We start from the raw sequence: 15886 nt of genomic DNA, 5'->3' as shown, positions 1-15886 counted from the left end.
GAGCCTCGGAGCCCTCCGATGGATCCCGGGGCAAGCCCGAGATGACGGCGGTTGTTCCGAGAATGCACAGCACGCTCCAACCCGGCAGCGCCGCTCTCACTTCCCCTTCGACAGCTTGTCCAGCCGGTCGCGCATCTCGCCGAGCTCGCGCTTGAGGTCGCCGAGATCGTCGCCCTTGGCGGGACCGGCCGCGCTCGCTTCCTGCGCCTTGGCGGCAGCCGCCGCGGCGAAAGGGTTGAACAGCCGGAACGCCTCGGTGAACATGGTCATGTTGGCGCGCGTCTGCGCCTGGATCGCATCCAGCGCGCCGCCACCGATCGCTCCACCCGAAAAGGCCTTGGTCATCTGCTCGCGGAACTGGCCCTGGTCCTTGGTCAGGCTGTCCATCGAGAATTCGAGATAGCGCGGCACCAGCGCCGACATGCTGTCGCCATAGAAGCGGATCAACTGGCGCAGGAAGGCGATCGGCAGCAGGTTCTGGCCGTCCTTGGCCTCCTCGTCGAAGATGATCTGCGCCAGCACCGAGCGGGTGATGTCCTCGCCGGACTTCGCGTCGTAGACGACGAAATCCTCGCCGCCGCGCACCAGACCGGCCAAATCTTCCAGCGTCACATAGGAACTCGTGCCCGTGTGGTAGAGACGGCGATTGGCGTATTTCTTGATGACGGTCGGTTCTTTGTCGCTGGCCATCGGAACCCTGCATCGCGTTGGCACGTACCGCAGCGCGAAGATCGCGTTGCGGGAAGGCTGAACGGTTTCATCCGGGACGATCGTAGCCACTGCGGCGTGCGTCGCAAGTTTTTTGAGCGTGCGGTGCAAAAACAAGACTAAAGCATGACGGCGATTGCCCGTCTTTGCGGCAGCGCGAGGTGGGCCCCGCCCAAGCTTTCGGCGGCGCGATCTCTTATCGCTCACTTGACGGCGGCGCAGCAGGCTTCGAAGGTGGCCCTCGAACAGGCGGCCCTTGATCGAGCGGACCGTCGCGACACCCAGCTAAGGATTTGCCCCATGGCCGATACGGACATCGTGATCGTCAGCGCGGCGCGCACCGCGGTCGGCGCCTTCAACGGCGCTTTCGCCAACACTGCCGCCCATGATCTCGGCGCCGCCGCGATCAAGGAAGCGCTGGTCCGTGCCAGGCTCGAGGGCGGCGATGTCGACGAGCTCATCATGGGTCAGGTCCTGACCGCAGGCCAGGGCCAGAACCCCGCCCGCCAGGCCGCCATGGCCGCCGGCATCCCGCAGGAGAAGACGGCCTGGGGCCTGAACCAGCTTTGCGGCTCGGGCCTGCGCACCGTCGCCATCGGCCTTCAGCAAATCGCCAATGGCGATGCCGACATCATCGTCGCCGGCGGCCAGGAATCGATGTCGATGTCGCAGCATGCCGCGCATCTGCGCAACGGCACCAAGATGGGCGACCTGAAATTCACCGACACCATGATCAAGGACGGTCTCTGGGACGCCTTCCACGGCTACCACATGGGCACCACGGCCGAGAACGTCGCGACCAAATGGCAGATCAGCCGCGAGGAACAGGACGCCTTCGCCGTCGGCTCGCAGAACAAGGCCGAGGCCGCCCAGAAAGCCGGCAAGTTCAAGGACGAGATCGTCCCCTTCACGATCTCGACCCGCAAGGGCGACATCGTGGTCGACGCCGACGAATATCCGCGCCACGGCGCGACCGTCGAGGCCATGGCCAAGCTGCGCCCCGCCTTCTCCAAGGACGGCACCGTCACCGCCGGCAACGCCTCGGGCATCAATGACGGCGCCGCGGCTCTCGTCATCATGACCGCCAAGGAAGCCGCGAAGCGCGGCCTCACCCCGCTCGCCCGCATCGCCTCCTGGGCCACCGCCGGCGTCGATCCCGCGATCATGGGCTCGGGCCCGATCCCGGCGACGCGCAAGGCGCTGGAGAAGGCCGGCTGGAAGGTCGCCGATCTCGACCTCGTCGAGGCCAACGAGGCCTTCGCCGCGCAGGCGCTGGCAGTCAACAAGGACCTCGGCTGGAACCCCGACATCGTCAACGTCAATGGCGGCGCGATCGCGATCGGCCACCCGATCGGCGCCTCCGGTGCGCGCGTCCTCGTCACGCTGCTGCACGAAATGGGCAAGCGCGACGCCAAGAAGGGCCTCGCCACGCTTTGCATCGGCGGCGGCATGGGCGTCGCGATGGCGCTGGAGCGCTGAGACCGGCATGGCGCGTCAAACGACGCTCTACCGCTATCTCACCGGCCCCGATGACGCATCCTTCTGCCATCGGGTCTCGGAGGCGCTGAGCCAGGGCTGGGTGCTGTACGGGCACCCGACGCTGACCTTCGACGCGAAGGAGCAGCGTGTCATCTGCGGCCAGGCCATCATCAAGGACATCGACGGCGCCTACACGCCCGACATGAAGCTATCCGAACACTAAGTTGTCGGAACAAGAGTGCGGCGCCCACGCCGCCATGAGGAGGGACGGACATGACGAAGGTGGCACTGGTCACGGGGGGAACGCGTGGCATCGGGGCGGCGATCAGCCGGGCTTTGGCTGAGGCCGGCCACAGGGTCGCCGCCAGCTATGCCGGCAATGACGAGGCGGCCGCCAAATTTCAGGCCGAGACCGGCATACCCGTGTTCAAATGGGATGTCGGCGACTACGACGCCTGCACTGCGGGCATCGCCAAGGTCGAGGCCGATATCGGCCCGATCGACATCCTCGTGAACAATGCCGGCATCACCCGGGACGGCTTCTTCCACAAGATGACCAAAGAGAGCTGGTCGGACGTGATCCGTACCAATCTCGACTCGCTGTTCAACATGACGCGCCCGGTGATCGAGGGTATGCGCGCCCGCTCGTTTGGCCGCATCATCGTGATCTCCTCGATCAACGGCCAGAAGGGCCAGATGGGGCAGGTCAACTACTCCGCGGCCAAGGCCGGCGACATCGGCTTCGTCAAGGCGCTGGCCCAGGAAAACGCCAACAAGAACATCACCGTCAACGCGATCACGCCGGGCTATATCGGCACCGACATGGTCTCGGCGATGCCGGAAGCCGCGCTCCAGCGCGTCATCGCCGGCATTCCGGTCGGGCGACTGGGCAAGCCCGAGGAGATCGCGGCGATGGTCGTCTTCCTCGCCTCCGAGCAGGGCGCCTTCGCCACCGGCGCGACCTTCGCCGTCAATGGCGGGCAGTACATGGCGTGAGGCCGAAGCGCGGCGGGCTCAGACCCGCCGCGCCGCCTTCGGCAGCAGGAAGGTCAGGAGCCCCAGCGCCGGCAGCCAGGCGCAGATCCTGAACACCTCGACGATGCCGACGCGATCGGCCAGTGCGCCGAGGACCGCCGCCGCGACGCCGGCCAGGCCGAAGGCGAGCCCGTAGAACAGGCCGCCGACCAGCCCGACGCGATGCGGCACGAGGTCGATCGCGTAGATCAGGATCGCCGAGAAGGCGCTCGCCATGACAAAGCTGATGATCACGCTGAGCACGCCGGTCCAGAACAGATCGGCATGGGGCAGCAGCAGCGCGAAGGGCAAAGACCCCACGATGGAAAGCCAGATCACCCGGTCGCGGCCGATCCGGTCGCCGACCATGCCGCCGATGATGACGCCGAAGGTGCTGACCCCGAGATAGAGGAACAGCATGATCTGCGAGAGCTGCACCGTGATCTCGAAGCGGCTGATCAGATAGAAGGTGTAGTAAGAGGTGAAGGCGGCCGTGTAGCCGTTCTTCGAGACCATCAGCAGGATCAGGATCGCCATCGCGAACAGCACGCGCCCGCGCGACAGGCCGTGCCCGGCGACCTCGTCGCCATGCCCCTTCGCCTGGCCGCGCCGGAAGGCGCTGTAGCGCGAGGCGGTCCAGGACATCAGCATCATCGCGATGAGCACGACGATCGAGAACCAGGCCAGGCTCGCCTGCCCGCGCGGCACCACGACCGCGGCCGCCAGCAGCGGGCCGATCGCATAGCCGGCATGGCCGCCGACCTGGAACAGGCCCTGCGCCAATCCTTGCCGCCCGGCCGCCGCATGGCGCGCCATCCGCGTCGCCTCGGGGTGGAACACCGCCGAGCCCAACCCGACCAGCGCGGCCGCGATCAGCACCATGACATAGCTCGTCGCGAAGGCGAGCGTCAGCAGCCCAACCAGCGTCGCGCCCATGCCGGCGACCATCGCATAGGGCCAGGGCCGCTTGTCGGTGAGATAGCCGAGCAGCGGCTGCAGCAGCGACGAGGTCACCTGGAAGGCGAGCGTGATCAGGCCGATCTGCATGAAGTCGAGCCGGTATGTCTCCTTGATCAGCGGATAAAGCGCCGGGATCATCGACTGAAGCAGGTCGTTCAGCAGATGCGCGACGCTGAGCGCGACCAGGATCGGGATCAGCGGGCGGCGCTCGGTGGCGGGCAGCGATAGCGTTGTCATGGCCGGGACGCTTGATCCTTCGCGCCGTCGCCGTCAATGCCGCCGCGCGGCGCCCAGATCATGGCATCCATGGCGTGAAAGCCGTGCTGCGATGCGGCAAATCCGACCCGGACGGGCAAAGAACCATCGGCTTTCGGCCATCCGCCTGCTATCGAGGCGCCAGCCCGCCTAAAGCCACGACATGGTCATGACCACCCGCACCGCCACCCTCATCGGCTTCCTCGCCGTCCTGCTCTGGTCGACGCTCGCTGTATTTACGGCGATGAGCGGGCGCGTGCCGCCCTTCCAGCTCGTCGGCATGACCTTCGTCATCGGCGGGCTGCTGATCCTCGCCATCGCCACCGCGCGCGGCCAACTCTCGCGCATCCGCCCGACGCCGGCCTCCTTCGCGCTCGGGCTCTACGGCCCCTTCGGCGACACCGCGATCTATTATGCGGCGCTGAAGACCGCGCCGGCCGCCGAGGCGAACCTGATCCATTATCTCTGGCCGCTGCTGATCGTGCTGTTCGCCGCCCTGCTGCCCGGCGGCAAGCTGAAGCTCCGCCATCTGGTCGGCGCGCTGATCGGCCTTGCCGCGACCGGGCTCCTGATCTCGGGCGGGATCGAGGGCGGCGGGCTTGCGCTCGGCCATGTGCTGGCAGCGATCGGCGCCTTCATCTGGGCGAGCTATTCGGTGGTCTCGCGTCGTTTCGCCAACGTGCCCTCCGAGAGCCTGTGCATCACCATGCTGGGCTGCGCGGTGCCGGCCTTCGCCTGCCACCTCGCCTTCGAGACGACGATCTGGTCCCTGGCCTGGGTCGAATGGGGCGGTGTGCTCGGCCTGGGGCTGGGCTCGATCGGGCTCGCCTTCGTGGTCTGGGACATCGGCATGAAGCAGGGCGACGTCGCGCTCCTCGGCGTCGCCTCCTATGCCGCGCCGGTGCTCTCGACGATCGTGCTGGTGCTAGCAGGATACACCCAGCCGAGCTGGCTGCTGGCAGTCTCCTGCGTGCTGATCGTGGTCGGGGCGCTGGTGGCGAGCTGGGAACGCTCTCCGAAGAAGGCGCGGGGAACCCTTCTCCTGTAAGGAGAGGGGCAGGGGTGAGGTGTAGGCCCCTGGACCAGTCGAGCGTCCATCTCACAGCATGGCAGCGGCAAGGTCACGGCCAAAGCGTCCAACGGCCGACCCCTCACCCTGCCCTCTCCCTATGGGAGAGGGTTCCCTGCGCCTTTCCGGACAGGTCGCGCAGGCTCAATTCCGCCTGAGCAGGCGCTCCAGATAATCCAGCTCTTCCATCGGCCGCGACGGGTCGCCGAGCCGGCGGCGGAGTTCATCGAGGATGCGCCGCGCACGCTGGGTCGCGCTCTCGTCGGCACCCGGCACGCGCACCCGGCCATCGGCCCAGTCGCGCTGGCGCTGCGGCCGGCCGAGCGGATCCTCGCGGCCGCGCTGCTGCGCCGAGGGACGGCCCGCCGGCTGCCCGTCGGGCTCGCCGAAGGCGCCCTCGCCGGGCTCGCCGCCCTCGCCGGGCTGGCCCTGCATCTGCTGCGCGAGGTTCTGTCCACCCTTGCGCAGCGCCTCAAGCGCCCGCCCTTGAGCATCGAGCGCGCCTTCGCCCTGGCCCTGACCAAGCTGTTCGCCGGCCTCACCCATCGCGTCCTCGGCCTCGCCGAGCTCTCCCTGCTGGGGCGCGCCCATGCCGCGCATCCGCTTCTGCAGCTCCTGCAGACGGTCGCGCAGGGCCTGCTGGCGCTGGGCCAGGCTCTGGCCCTGACCATTTTGGCCCTGACCGTTCTCGCCCTGCTGACCTTCGCCCTCCTCGCCGTCCTCGCCCTGTTCGCCGGGCTGCTGGCCCGGCTGCTGACCGCGCTGGCCCTGCTGGCCGCGCTGCCCCTGCTGGCGCTGGCCCTGCTGGCCGGGACGGGCCTGCTGCTGGCCCGGGCGCTGGCCGCGCTGCGCCCGGTTCTGGCGCTGCTGCTCCTGCTGGAAGGTCTCGTCGCGCAGGCCCTGCTGCTCGCGCGTCATCCGGTCGAGATCGGACAGCGCCTGGTTCATCTCGCGCTGGCGCGGGTCCTGCTGGCCCGGACGCGCCATCTGGAGATTGTTGAGCATCTGGTTGAGCTCTTCCATCAGGCGCTGCGCCTCGGCCATATCGCCGCGCTTCGAGAGCTCCTCGATGCGGTTGAGCATGTTCTGCAGGTCACGCGGCGTCACCGAGCGGAAATTCTCGGGCAGCTGCGACATCTGGTTCTGGTCGCCGTTCTGCTGCTGGCGCTGCATCTGCTCGGCGAGCTGGCGCATGAACTGGTCCATCGCCCGCCGCATTTCCTCGGTGAGCTTCTTGATCTCCTCCTCGGAGGCGCCGCGCTCAAGGGCCTGCTGCAGGTTCTCCTGCGCCGCCCGCAGCGCCCGCTCGGCATCCGACAGGTCGCCATCCTCGAGCTGGAGCGCCAGCGCCCACATCAGCTCGGCGACATCGCGCAACTGGTCGTCCGTGCGGGCCCGGCGCAGCCGCTCGTTGATCATCCGCATGCCGAGATAGACGCCGGTTTCCTTCATAAAGAGCTCGGGTTCGATCAGCAGCGCATCCATGGCGAGCTGCACCTTGCGGCGGTCCTCGACATCCATGACCAGCTTGCGGCGCTGCTCGACCAGGGCCTTGGCCAGCGGCTTGGCGAAGGTGCGCTGCGGCAGCACGACCTCGACGGCCTCGCTGCGGCCTTCCTGGCCGGCCTCGTCGCGCGCGACCAGCGTCATCTTCACCTTCGCGCCGGCCCAGGGATGGGCCGAGAAATCGACGGTGCTCTTCATCTCCTCCTCGCCATCGGGTGAGGACGGCACGCTCAGCGTCTGCTTGGGCGCCTCGACCAGCGAGCGCCCGGCCGAGGGCGGACCGCTGCGCTCGACGGTGGCCTCCACCGACGCCACGCCGTAATCGTCCTTGACCCGATAGGACACCGAGAGCCCGCCGGCCTGGGCGCCGGTGACGGGCTTGGGCGGCTCGATGAAGCTGGCCTGGGGCGGCTGGTCGGCGACGGCCGTGATCGACAGGGTCGTGCCCGGCGCGCCGCCACCGGTCAGGCGCAACGTGCCGTTGCCGGCCAGCGTGAAGCGCTTCTCCAGGACTGCGGGCGTCGCGCCCGCGGCCGCCGGCTTGGCGGTCGGAGCCTGGCCGGTCGCAGCCTGGCCCTCGGCCGGCTTCGCATCCGGCGGCGGCAGCAAGTCGAGCCGGCCCGTCGTCGCGACATCCATCGTGGTCTTGCCGGCGATGCGCACCACGATCGTCGATTTCTCGGGCGCGCTGATCTGCGGGCTGGCAAGCCTCGCGAAGTCGATCAGCACCGGCGGCAGGCGGGTATAGGCCGGCGGATCAATCCAGGCATCGACCCGCACCGCAGGCGTCGGAAGCGACGGCCCGCGCCAGTCGAACGCGGCCGAAAGACGCGGCATCGCCTCATGGCCGGCGACGAAGAAGGCAGTGACGGCGGCCAGCAGCGGCACGGCACGCAGCGCGTGACGATCGCGCCCGGCCATGCGCGGCTGCGGCCCAGCCACGCTCAGCCCGGCGATTCGCGCGCTCTGGCGCTCGACATGAACAGCCCAGAGCGCCTGCGAGACGGGGTCCTTGGCGCCGACAGCGAGGCTGTCCTCCAGCGCCGAGGCCGGACGGTGCCCGCCCACCAGCGACTGGTCGAGCCGCGTCAGCGCATCGCGATGCGTCGGCAGCGCCGTCGTCGCCGCATGCCAGAGGCCCGCGGCGAGCGCGACGAGGAAGAGGACGAGGCCGATCGCCCGCCCCTGCCAGGGCAGATGCGTCCACAGTCCGAACCAGGACACCGCTAGAAATGCGAGAATGACGCCGGCAGGAAGCCAGAGCCGTGGCCAGAGCCGCTCCCAGCCGAGCGAGAACCGCGACGCCATGGCAAGGCGCGCCAGCCGCTGCCGGACGCCTTCGATCGGATCAGGCGCCTTGCGGCGCTGCGCCTCATTCATGCCATCGCTCCGAGCCGCCCCCACTGCCGCCAGGCCATCGCCATTTCCCGAAGGCTAGCACGGGAATGTGGCAAGGCCAGAGCGAAGGCGTGTCACCCACAGCCCGCTCGACGTATCGTGAACGCGGATTCCTGATTTTGGAGCATGACGCGCTCCGAAAACCGGTTCCCACTTTCGGCGTCGTGCTCAGGCGAGCCAGGGCGGTGCACGATCCGTGCCGAGCAGGTCTTCATAGCTCTGGCGCGGCCGTGTCACGGCATATTCGGCGCCCTTCACCAGCACCTCCGGCACCAGCAGACGCTGGTTGTAGGTCGAGGACATGCTGGCGCCATAGGCGCCGGCCGTCATGAAGGCGATCAGGTCGTCGGGCCGCAGCGCCGGCAGCAGACGCCCGGCGGTGAAGGTGTCGCCCGATTCGCAGATCGGCCCGACCACGTCATAGGCGATCTCAGGCGCACCGGCCTCCGGCTCCGACACCGGCCAGATCTCGTGATAGGCCTCGTACATCGCCGGCCGGACGAGGTCGTTCATTGCCGCATCGACGACGAGGAACTGCTTCGTCGGGCGCGGATTGAGATGCAGCACGCGGGTCAGCAGCACGCCGGCATTGCCGACGATGAGCCGGCCCGGCTCGAAGCCGAGCTCGACGTCGAGCCCCCTGGTGACCCGCCCGACCATCTCGGCATAAGCCTCGATCAGGTCGGGGCCGTGGCTGAAGTCCTTCGGGATCTCATAGGGGATGCCGAGCCCGCCGCCGAGATCGAGCCGGTCGACGCGATGGCCCTCAGCCCGCAGGCTTCCGACCAGCGCCACCATCTTGGTGTAAGCGGCCTCATAGGACTCGGTCTCGCGGATCTGGCTGCCGATATGCAGCGCCAGCCCCATCATCCTGACGCCCGGCATATTGGCGGCGCGGGTATAAAGCCGGCTGACCTCCTCGAAGGAGACGCCAAACTTGTTCTCGGACGAGCCGGTGGTGATCTTGGCGTGGCCGCCGGCGCCGATATCGGGATTGACCCGGAACACCGCCTCCTGGCGCTTGCCGAGCAGCCCGGCGACGCGCGACAGCAGGTCGAGTTCGCCTTCCGTCTCGATATTGACCTGGTAGATGCCCTGCTCGACAGCGTAGCGCAGTTCGCTCTCGCTCTTGCCGACGCCTGAGAAGACAATGCGCTCGGGCGGGAAGCCTGCCGCCAGCGCCTTGCGCACCTCGCCCTCCGAGACCGTGTCGGCCCCGGCGCCGAGCGCGGCCAGCGTCTTCAGCACGCCGAGATTGCCGTTGGCCTTCATCGCATAGAAGACATGCGCCTTGCCCGTCGGCGCAGCCGCCTTCACGGCAGCCTCAAACAGCCGGTAATGCCGCTCGATCGTGGCCGAGGAATAGACATAGACCGGCGTGCCAACCTCATCGGCGATCCGGCGCAGATCGACATCCTCCGCGAAGAGGGAGCCGTCGCGATAGCTGAAATGATGCATCGGATGCCCTTAGAGGATCGCGTCGAGCACGAAGGGCTTCTCGGGGACGGTGACCTGCCGGCTGGCCTTGGGCGGCCTGGCAAGAATCGAACTCTGCGTCAGCGATTCCGCATCCCGCTCGACAGCGCCGATCTGCGCATCAGGCAGGTCGATGGCGCCGGTCGCGTTCGGCGGCGCCTCGAGCGGCCCCTTGCGGCCGCAGGCCCCAAGCGCGAGTGCGAGCAGGCTCGCGACCAGGACGGCGCGGCCGATTTTCAGGCGGGAGTGCAGCACGTAAGCGAACCCTTGGGCCAAAGCAAACATTGGGCGAAGCGTGGCGGAGACTGTAGCGAAGGATGGCGGCGGAGGCGAGGCTTTGACGGCCTCAGCCCTTTGCGAGTTTCTTCAGCCAGCGCTTCGCCTGCCGGCGGACATTGGCCGGTGCTGTGCCGCCATAGCTGAGGCGGCTCTTTACCGACTGCTCGACGCCGAGCACCACGAAGACGGCCTGCGTGATCTGCGGCTCGACCGCCTGCATCTCGGCGAGCGAGAGCTTCTCCAGCCCGATCTTCCGCTCCGAGGCGATACCGACGAGACGCCCGGTGACGTGATGGGCGTCGCGGAACGGCATCTTCAGCACCCGCACCAGCCAGTCGGCGAGGTCGGTCGCGGTGGCATAGCCCATGCCGGCGGCCTTCTTCATCACCTTCAGATCGGGTTGCATGTCGCGGACCATGCCGGCCATGGCGGCAAGGCAGAGCGACAGGGTCTGGAGGGCGTCGAAGGTGCCTTCCTTGTCCTCCTGCATGTCCTTGGAATAGGTCAGCGGCAGGCCCTTCATCATCGTCAGCATGGCCTGCAGATGGCCGAAGACGCGCCCCGCCTTGCCGCGCACCAGTTCGGCGGCATCGGGATTGCGCTTCTGCGGCATGATCGAGGAGCCGGTCGAGAAAGCGTCCGACAGCCGCACGAAGCCGAATTGCGGCGTCGCCCAGAGCACGATCTCCTCGGCCAGCCGCGACAGATGCATCGCGCAGATCGAGGCGGCCGCCAGCGTCTCCAGCACGAAATCGCGGTCCGAGACCGAATCGAGCGAATTGGCCGTCGGCCGGTCGAAGCCGAGCGCCTTCGCCGTCATCTCGCGATCGATCGGGAAGGAGGTGCCGGCGAGCGCGGCCGCGCCCAGCGGGCTTTCGTTGAGGCGGGCGCGCGCGTCGCGGATGCGGCCCCGGTCGCGGCCGAGCATCTCGACATAGGCCAGCAGGTGATGGCCGAAGGTGACCGGCTGCGCCGACTGGAGATGGGTGAAGCCCGGCATCACCGAACCGGCATGGGCTTCGGCCTTTTCAGCCAAGGCGAGTTGGAGATCGGCCATCTGCTCGTCGAGGGCGTCTAGCGTGTCGCGCACCCACAGCTTCATGTCGGTGGCGACCTGGTCGTTGCGCGAGCGGCCGGTGTGCAGGCGCCCGGCGGCGGCGCCGATCCGGTCCTTCAGGCTGCTCTCGACATTCATGTGGACGTCTTCGAGCGCGCGCGAGAACGTGAAGCTGCCGGCCTCGATCTCGCTCTCGACCTGCTTGAGCCCGGCGCTGATCTCGGCGACATCCTTTTTCGTCAGGATGCCCGTCTCGCCCAGCATCGCGGCATGGGCGAGCGAACCGCGGATGTCCTGGCGCCACAGGCGCTGGTCGAAATCGATGGAGGCATTGATCTCCTCCATGATGGCATCAGGTCCCGTGGCGAAACGCCCACCCCACATGCGATTGCTCACGACGGTCTTTCCTGCTTTGAGACGCTGATGCTGTCACGATCGAAATGGCTCACCGCCGCCGGAATACTCGATTTGGGCGTGCTGGCCCTTGTCGTGGTCGGCGGCGTCGCGGCCTTCTACTCCGTCTCGGGCAATGCCGGCAATTCCGCATCTTGCAGCTTAGCCAAGGCGACGGCGGCCCGGATGGCGCCGCTCGCACGCGGCGAGGTCGCAGCCGTGCAGGTCAATGCCGCACCGATGCCGACGCCTGATCTCGCCTTCGATGGCCCCGACGGCGTGCCGACCACGCTGGCAGCGTTCAGGGGCCGCACCGTGCTGGTCAATCTCTGGGCGACCTGGTGCCCGCCCTGCCTGAAGGAAATGCCGGCGCTGGACGCGCTGCAGGGCGCGCTCGGCGGCCCTGACTTCGCCGTGGTCGCGATCAATATCGACACCCGCAACCTCGACAAGCCGAAGGCCTGGCTGGCCGAGCGCAAGATCACCACCCTGCCCTATTACGCCGACCCGCAGGCCAAGGTGTTTCAGGATTTGCGCGCCGCCCGCAAGGTCGAGGGCATGCCGGTCAGCCTGATCATCGATGCGGAAGGCTGCGAACTGGCGATCCTGCAGGGTCCGGCCGACTGGGCGAGTGCTGATGCCAAGGCGCTGATCGGCGCGGCGATCAAGCGCTGAGGCGCGTGGCCGTCTGCGGTTCTCACAGGCCCGCGAGATATTCCACGACGCTCCAGGTCACTTCGCCCTTCTTGAAATAGGGATCGACGCCATTGACGAGTTGGCCCTTGCCATTTCCACGTCCTCCTTTCTCATTCGCGCTGAACGTTCCGGCGAAGGTGCCATCCGCCTTGCGGTCCATGCCCTTGAGAAAGATCAGGGCGGTGAAAAGCTGCCCTTCTTCCCCCGTCTTGTGCGAAGCGCTGTCGAATACGGTGCCGATCGTCAGGGTGCGGGCGTCGGCTTGCGACCACTTCCAGCGGCGGTGGACGTGAGACGCCGAGGTGAAAAGGATCGCGTCCTCGGAACCAGGCTCGGCTTCGAAGCTTCGGTCGATGCGCCGGTGATTCCAGCGTCCTGATGCGGACTCTCCGCGCGCTTCCTCGCTATCGATGAGTTCGATCGTCCGCGAGGTCTCGCCTTGCTGGATAATGACATAGTGACGCCGCAGCATGGAACGCCCCCCACTCGTCAGTGGGACACCTTACCATACGACAGAAGGGCGGAACAACGGTCTCGCAATCGACGCATGGAGACGCGAACTGGCGATCCTGCAAGCCCGGCCGACTGGGCGAGTGCTGATGCCAAGGCGCTGATTGGCGCGGCGCTCAAGCGCTGAGGCGCGAACCGCCCGTCACGACCCCCGGTTTGGTCAAATCGCCATAATCGCTCTCTAGCTAGCTCCCCGTCATTCGCCCGATCTCGCAACGGCGCCTCAGCGCCCCCGAAGAGGCATTGCCGATGAGCCTGTCCGTCCGATTCCCTTTCATCGCCCGCATTTTCTCCTGCCTCGCCGCAGCCCTTCTGGGTTTGCTGCCGGCGCAGCCGAGCGTCGCGCAGGAGCGCATCACCGTCCCCGGAACCAGCGTGACGCTCCAGCCGATGAAGGGCTTCGTGCCGTCCTCGCGCTTCGCCGGGCTGGAAAACGCTGAATTGCAGGCCTCGGTCGTGATCGTCGAGATGCCGGCCGTCGCTCATCCCGAAGTGTCGAAGCTCTTTGCCGATCTCGACACCGCCAGGACCAACTTCGCCAAGCAGAATGTCACGGTCGCATCGCTCGACCGGATCAAGGGCGGAGACGGACAAACCGTTCCCTTCGCCACCGGCACGCAGAGCATGGGCGCGGCGCGCTTCGACAAATGGATCGCCCTGCTCAAGGGCGAACGGACCGTGCTCCTGACCGTCCAGGCCCCGACGACCACAAGGCTGCGGACGCAGGACGTGCGCGCGATGGTGACATCCGTCTCGCTCGGCGCCGAAGCGACGCTCGAACAGAAGCTCGAGGCACTGCCTTTCCACATCCGCGCCAGCGAGCCCTTTCGCGTGGTCGACACCTTCGGCGGGCTCGGCGTGCTGATGACCGCCGGCTCCCTGAACGTCGATCCCAAGAGCGAACAGCCGATGCTGATCGCGACCTATCAGACCAGCGGCCAAATCGGGCCGGATCAGCTCGGCGACGCCGCCGAAAAACTGCTCAAGACCACCCGCCATTTCGAGACCGCCGAAATCACGGGCCGCGATCAGGTCCGCTTCGCCGGCTCCGACGGCCTGCTCTTCAGCGGAACGCATCAGATCGACGGCGCCCGCAAGCGCTTCGTCCAGTACATGGCGATCGGCCCCAATGGCCGTTTCGTGCGGCTGATCGCGACCGCCGACGAGGCCCGTTTCGAGACGCTCGAACCCGCCATCAGAACGATCGCCGACAGCGTGGCCTTCACCGGCAAGCCATAGGCCGTCGCGACCGTGCAGCGCGCCTGATTGCGTCCATCGGCTCGCTGCCTCTACCCTGCCGGCATGACCTACACGATTGGCCTTGCCACCACTTTCCACGATCCCGCTCTCGCGATCGTCGACCCCGCCGGCACCGTGCTTTTCGCCGAGGCGACCGAGCGCTATCTGCAGTTCAAGCGGGCTCCCAACTGCGAGCCCGATTCGCCCGCGCGGATGGAATCGCTGCTGAGGCGCTACATTCCCGGGGATGCCGAGGTTGCGATCGCCACGAGCTGGGGCGAGGAGTTCACCGGCTTCCTCGACCAGATGAGCCGTGCCGGCTCGTTCTCGCTCGATGCCCTGCTCAAGCTCTCGCCGGAACTCAACCGCTCGCTGGTGCCTGAGCGCACCGAGCGCGCTCTGATCGCCTCGCTCCATATGGGCCAGCAGCGCGCCGGAATCGGCACGTTGCTCGGGCTCGACCGCGCCTTCGGCCGGGCCAATGTCACCGGCATCACGCGCCATGGCCACCATCTCAGCCATGCGGCCTATGCCTGCTGGTCCTCGCCCTTCACCGACGCCGCCTGCCTCGTCGTCGACGGCATGGGCGAGACCGGCGCCTCGGCGATCTTCGCGCTGGAGGATGGCCGCATCCGCGAGGTCAAGCGCCATCGCGGGCGCGAATCGATCGGCTTCTATTTCGGCCTCGTCACCGATCTCGCCGGCTTCGATCAGGCCAAGGGCGAGGAATGGAAGATCATGGGGCTCGCGCCCTATGGCCGCAGCGACGACCGCCTGATGGCACTGCTGCGCAAGCTCTACCGCATCGAGGACAACAAGCTCTCCTTCGCCACGGCCGACGTCGTGCGCGCGGTGTCGGCCGAGATCCTGAGCCTGCGCCCGCCGGAAGCACTGGACCAGGGCTGGGCCGATCTCGCCCGCTGCGGGCAGGACGTCTTCGCAGAGATGATGGAGGCGTTACTGTCGCAGACCGCAGCCCTGGTGCCCTCCGCCAACCTCGTTCTGGCCGGCGGCTGCGCGCTGAACTCCTCCTTCAACGGCAAGATCGCCGGCCGCCACGGCTTTGCCGAGGTTTTCGTGCCTTCGGCCCCCGCCGATGACGGCAACGCGATCGGCGCCGCCTGGCTCAGCCATGCGCAGTCCAACCCCGACTGGCGCGCACCTAAGGGACCGGCCTCACCCTATCTCGGATCGACCGTCTCGACTGAAACCTTGGAGCGAATGCAGGCCTGGGAGCCGCGCCTGCGCAGGCTCACCCCCGACGAGATCGCGCCCGTCACGGCGAAGCTGCTGACGGAAGGCAAACTGATCGGCTGGGTCCAGGGCCGGGCCGAATTCGGCCCGCGCGCGCTCGGCAACCGCTCGATCATCGCCGATCCGCGCCCGGCCGACGCCAAGGACATCCTCAACGCCAAGGTGAAATATCGCGAGGCCTTCCGCCCCTTCGCGCCGTCGATCCTGGCGGAGCATGCGGCCGACTGGTTCGAGGACTATCAGGACGCGCCCTATATGGAGCGCACTCTGGTCTGGAAGGAAGCGGTGCGATCCCGCGTGCCCGCCGTCGTGCATGAGGACGGCACGGGCCGCCTGCAGAGCGTGACGGCAGAGCGAAACCCGCGCTATCACGCGCTGATCTCGGCCTTCCACGAGCTGACCGCGGTGCCAGTGATCCTCAACACCTCCTTCAACATCATGGGCAAGCCGATCCTGCATACGGCCGAGGACGCGATCCTGATGTTCTATACGAGCGGCCTCGATGCGCTCGTCATCGACGATTGGCTGCTGGTGAAGTGATCGCGCTCATCAGCAGGATGCATTGGTCAAGCGGCCGCAGAGCCGGCATCCTC

Annotated in this window: 14 protein-coding genes; 7 read left to right on the top strand and 7 right to left on the bottom strand. The window is 67.5% G+C overall.

Features of this window, described 5'->3' with window-relative positions; all coding sequences use genetic code 11:
* Window positions 1-96: 96 nt before the first annotated feature.
* A complete protein-coding gene (gene phaR, locus AC1DYU_RS20105) occupies window positions 97-690 on the bottom strand; it encodes a polyhydroxyalkanoate synthesis repressor PhaR (RefSeq protein ID WP_476793159.1) in 594 nt (197 codons plus the stop codon).
* 318 nt (window positions 691-1008) lie between these two features.
* Here phaR and AC1DYU_RS20100 point away from each other — a divergent pair, with 318 nt between their 5' ends.
* The 3 genes from AC1DYU_RS20100 to phbB are packed head-to-tail and all read left to right on the top strand — an operon-like array spanning window position 1009 to window position 3183.
* On the top strand, window positions 1009-2187 hold the full coding sequence (locus AC1DYU_RS20100; RefSeq protein ID WP_476793158.1) for an acetyl-CoA C-acetyltransferase: 1179 nt from the start codon (window positions 1009-1011) through the stop codon (window positions 2185-2187).
* A 7-nt stretch (window positions 2188-2194) separates the two neighbouring features.
* The gene (locus AC1DYU_RS20095; RefSeq protein ID WP_158484992.1) at window positions 2195-2410 is read left to right on the top strand and encodes a DUF1737 domain-containing protein; all 216 of its coding nucleotides are present in this window, start codon (window positions 2195-2197) and stop codon (window positions 2408-2410) included.
* A gap of 50 nt (window positions 2411-2460) precedes the next feature.
* Window positions 2461-3183 (top strand): acetoacetyl-CoA reductase, encoded by a 723-nt coding sequence (phbB, locus tag AC1DYU_RS20090; protein WP_476793157.1) that lies wholly within the window; start codon window positions 2461-2463, stop codon window positions 3181-3183.
* An 18-nt stretch (window positions 3184-3201) separates the two neighbouring features.
* Here phbB and AC1DYU_RS20085 read toward each other — a convergent pair whose 3' ends face one another.
* The gene (locus AC1DYU_RS20085; RefSeq protein ID WP_476793156.1) at window positions 3202-4398 is read right to left on the bottom strand and encodes an MFS transporter; all 1197 of its coding nucleotides are present in this window, start codon (window positions 4396-4398) and stop codon (window positions 3202-3204) included.
* Between the two features lie 187 nt (window positions 4399-4585).
* On the opposite strand from AC1DYU_RS20085, the gene yddG reads away from it, so the two are divergent.
* Window positions 4586-5464: an aromatic amino acid exporter YddG gene (gene yddG, locus AC1DYU_RS20080; protein ID WP_476793155.1), complete on the top strand. Its 879-nt coding sequence runs from the start codon at window positions 4586-4588 to the stop codon at window positions 5462-5464.
* 165 nt (window positions 5465-5629) lie between these two features.
* On the opposite strand, the gene AC1DYU_RS20075 is transcribed toward yddG, so the two are convergent.
* The 4 genes from AC1DYU_RS20075 to argH all read right to left on the bottom strand — a co-directional run bounded on the left by AC1DYU_RS20075 (window position 5630) and on the right by argH (window position 11597).
* Window positions 5630-8371, bottom strand: a complete 2742-nt coding sequence (locus tag AC1DYU_RS20075; protein WP_476793154.1) for a TIGR02302 family protein — start codon at window positions 8369-8371, stop codon at window positions 5630-5632.
* Between the two features lie 186 nt (window positions 8372-8557).
* A complete protein-coding gene (gene lysA, locus AC1DYU_RS20070) occupies window positions 8558-9847 on the bottom strand; it encodes a diaminopimelate decarboxylase (protein ID WP_476793153.1) in 1290 nt (429 codons plus the stop codon).
* Window positions 9848-9856: 9 nt separating this feature from the next.
* Window positions 9857-10120 carry an LPS translocon maturation chaperone LptM gene (gene lptM, locus AC1DYU_RS20065; protein ID WP_476793152.1) on the bottom strand — a complete coding sequence of 88 codons (264 nt, stop codon included), beginning with the start codon at window positions 10118-10120 and terminating at the stop codon, window positions 9857-9859.
* 91 nt (window positions 10121-10211) lie between these two features.
* A complete protein-coding gene (gene argH, locus AC1DYU_RS20060) occupies window positions 10212-11597 on the bottom strand; it encodes an argininosuccinate lyase (protein ID WP_476793151.1) in 1386 nt (461 codons plus the stop codon).
* Window positions 11598-11624: 27 nt separating this feature from the next.
* On the opposite strand from argH, the gene tlpA reads away from it, so the two are divergent.
* Entirely contained in the window at window positions 11625-12269 is a 645-nt protein-coding gene (gene tlpA / locus AC1DYU_RS20055) for a thiol:disulfide interchange protein TlpA (protein WP_476793150.1), read from the top strand.
* A gap of 22 nt (window positions 12270-12291) precedes the next feature.
* Here the strand turns inward: tlpA and AC1DYU_RS20050 are convergent, their stop codons facing one another.
* Window positions 12292-12762, bottom strand: coding sequence for a hypothetical protein (locus AC1DYU_RS20050; protein ID WP_158484983.1), 471 nt, complete (start codon window positions 12760-12762; stop codon window positions 12292-12294).
* A 287-nt stretch (window positions 12763-13049) separates the two neighbouring features.
* Here AC1DYU_RS20050 and AC1DYU_RS20045 point away from each other — a divergent pair, with 287 nt between their 5' ends.
* Both AC1DYU_RS20045 and AC1DYU_RS20040 read left to right on the top strand, forming a co-directional pair.
* Window positions 13050-14039 carry a hypothetical protein gene (locus AC1DYU_RS20045; RefSeq protein WP_476793149.1) on the top strand — a complete coding sequence of 330 codons (990 nt, stop codon included), beginning with the start codon at window positions 13050-13052 and terminating at the stop codon, window positions 14037-14039.
* A gap of 63 nt (window positions 14040-14102) precedes the next feature.
* A complete protein-coding gene (locus AC1DYU_RS20040; protein ID WP_476793148.1) occupies window positions 14103-15833 on the top strand; it encodes a carbamoyltransferase family protein in 1731 nt (576 codons plus the stop codon).
* The last annotated feature ends 53 nt before the right edge of the window (window positions 15834-15886 follow it).

This window comes from Allobosea sp. P2_B12 (assembly GCF_056404835.1).
The sequence above is the reverse complement of the archived record's forward strand: the minus strand, read 5'-3'. Positions and strand labels throughout refer to the sequence as shown.

What these genes read in the sequence shown, in the direction of transcription:
- phaR (WP_476793159.1), bottom strand. Translation starts at nt 690, where the DNA reads ATGGCCAGCGACAAAGAACCGACCGTCATCAAGAAATACGCCAATCGC.
- AC1DYU_RS20100 (WP_476793158.1), top strand. Translation starts at nt 1,009, where the DNA reads ATGGCCGATACGGACATCGTGATCGTCAGCGCGGCGCGCACCGCGGTC.
- AC1DYU_RS20095 (WP_158484992.1), top strand. Translation starts at nt 2,195, where the DNA reads ATGGCGCGTCAAACGACGCTCTACCGCTATCTCACCGGCCCCGATGAC.
- phbB (WP_476793157.1), top strand. Translation starts at nt 2,461, where the DNA reads ATGACGAAGGTGGCACTGGTCACGGGGGGAACGCGTGGCATCGGGGCG.
- AC1DYU_RS20085 (WP_476793156.1), bottom strand. Translation starts at nt 4,398, where the DNA reads ATGACAACGCTATCGCTGCCCGCCACCGAGCGCCGCCCGCTGATCCCG.
- yddG (WP_476793155.1), top strand. Translation starts at nt 4,586, where the DNA reads ATGACCACCCGCACCGCCACCCTCATCGGCTTCCTCGCCGTCCTGCTC.
- AC1DYU_RS20075 (WP_476793154.1), bottom strand. Translation starts at nt 8,371, where the DNA reads ATGAATGAGGCGCAGCGCCGCAAGGCGCCTGATCCGATCGAAGGCGTC.
- lysA (WP_476793153.1), bottom strand. Translation starts at nt 9,847, where the DNA reads ATGCATCATTTCAGCTATCGCGACGGCTCCCTCTTCGCGGAGGATGTC.
- tlpA (WP_476793150.1), top strand. Translation starts at nt 11,625, where the DNA reads ATGCTGTCACGATCGAAATGGCTCACCGCCGCCGGAATACTCGATTTG.
- AC1DYU_RS20050 (WP_158484983.1), bottom strand. Translation starts at nt 12,762, where the DNA reads ATGCTGCGGCGTCACTATGTCATTATCCAGCAAGGCGAGACCTCGCGG.
- AC1DYU_RS20045 (WP_476793149.1), top strand. Translation starts at nt 13,050, where the DNA reads ATGAGCCTGTCCGTCCGATTCCCTTTCATCGCCCGCATTTTCTCCTGC.
- AC1DYU_RS20040 (WP_476793148.1), top strand. Translation starts at nt 14,103, where the DNA reads ATGACCTACACGATTGGCCTTGCCACCACTTTCCACGATCCCGCTCTC.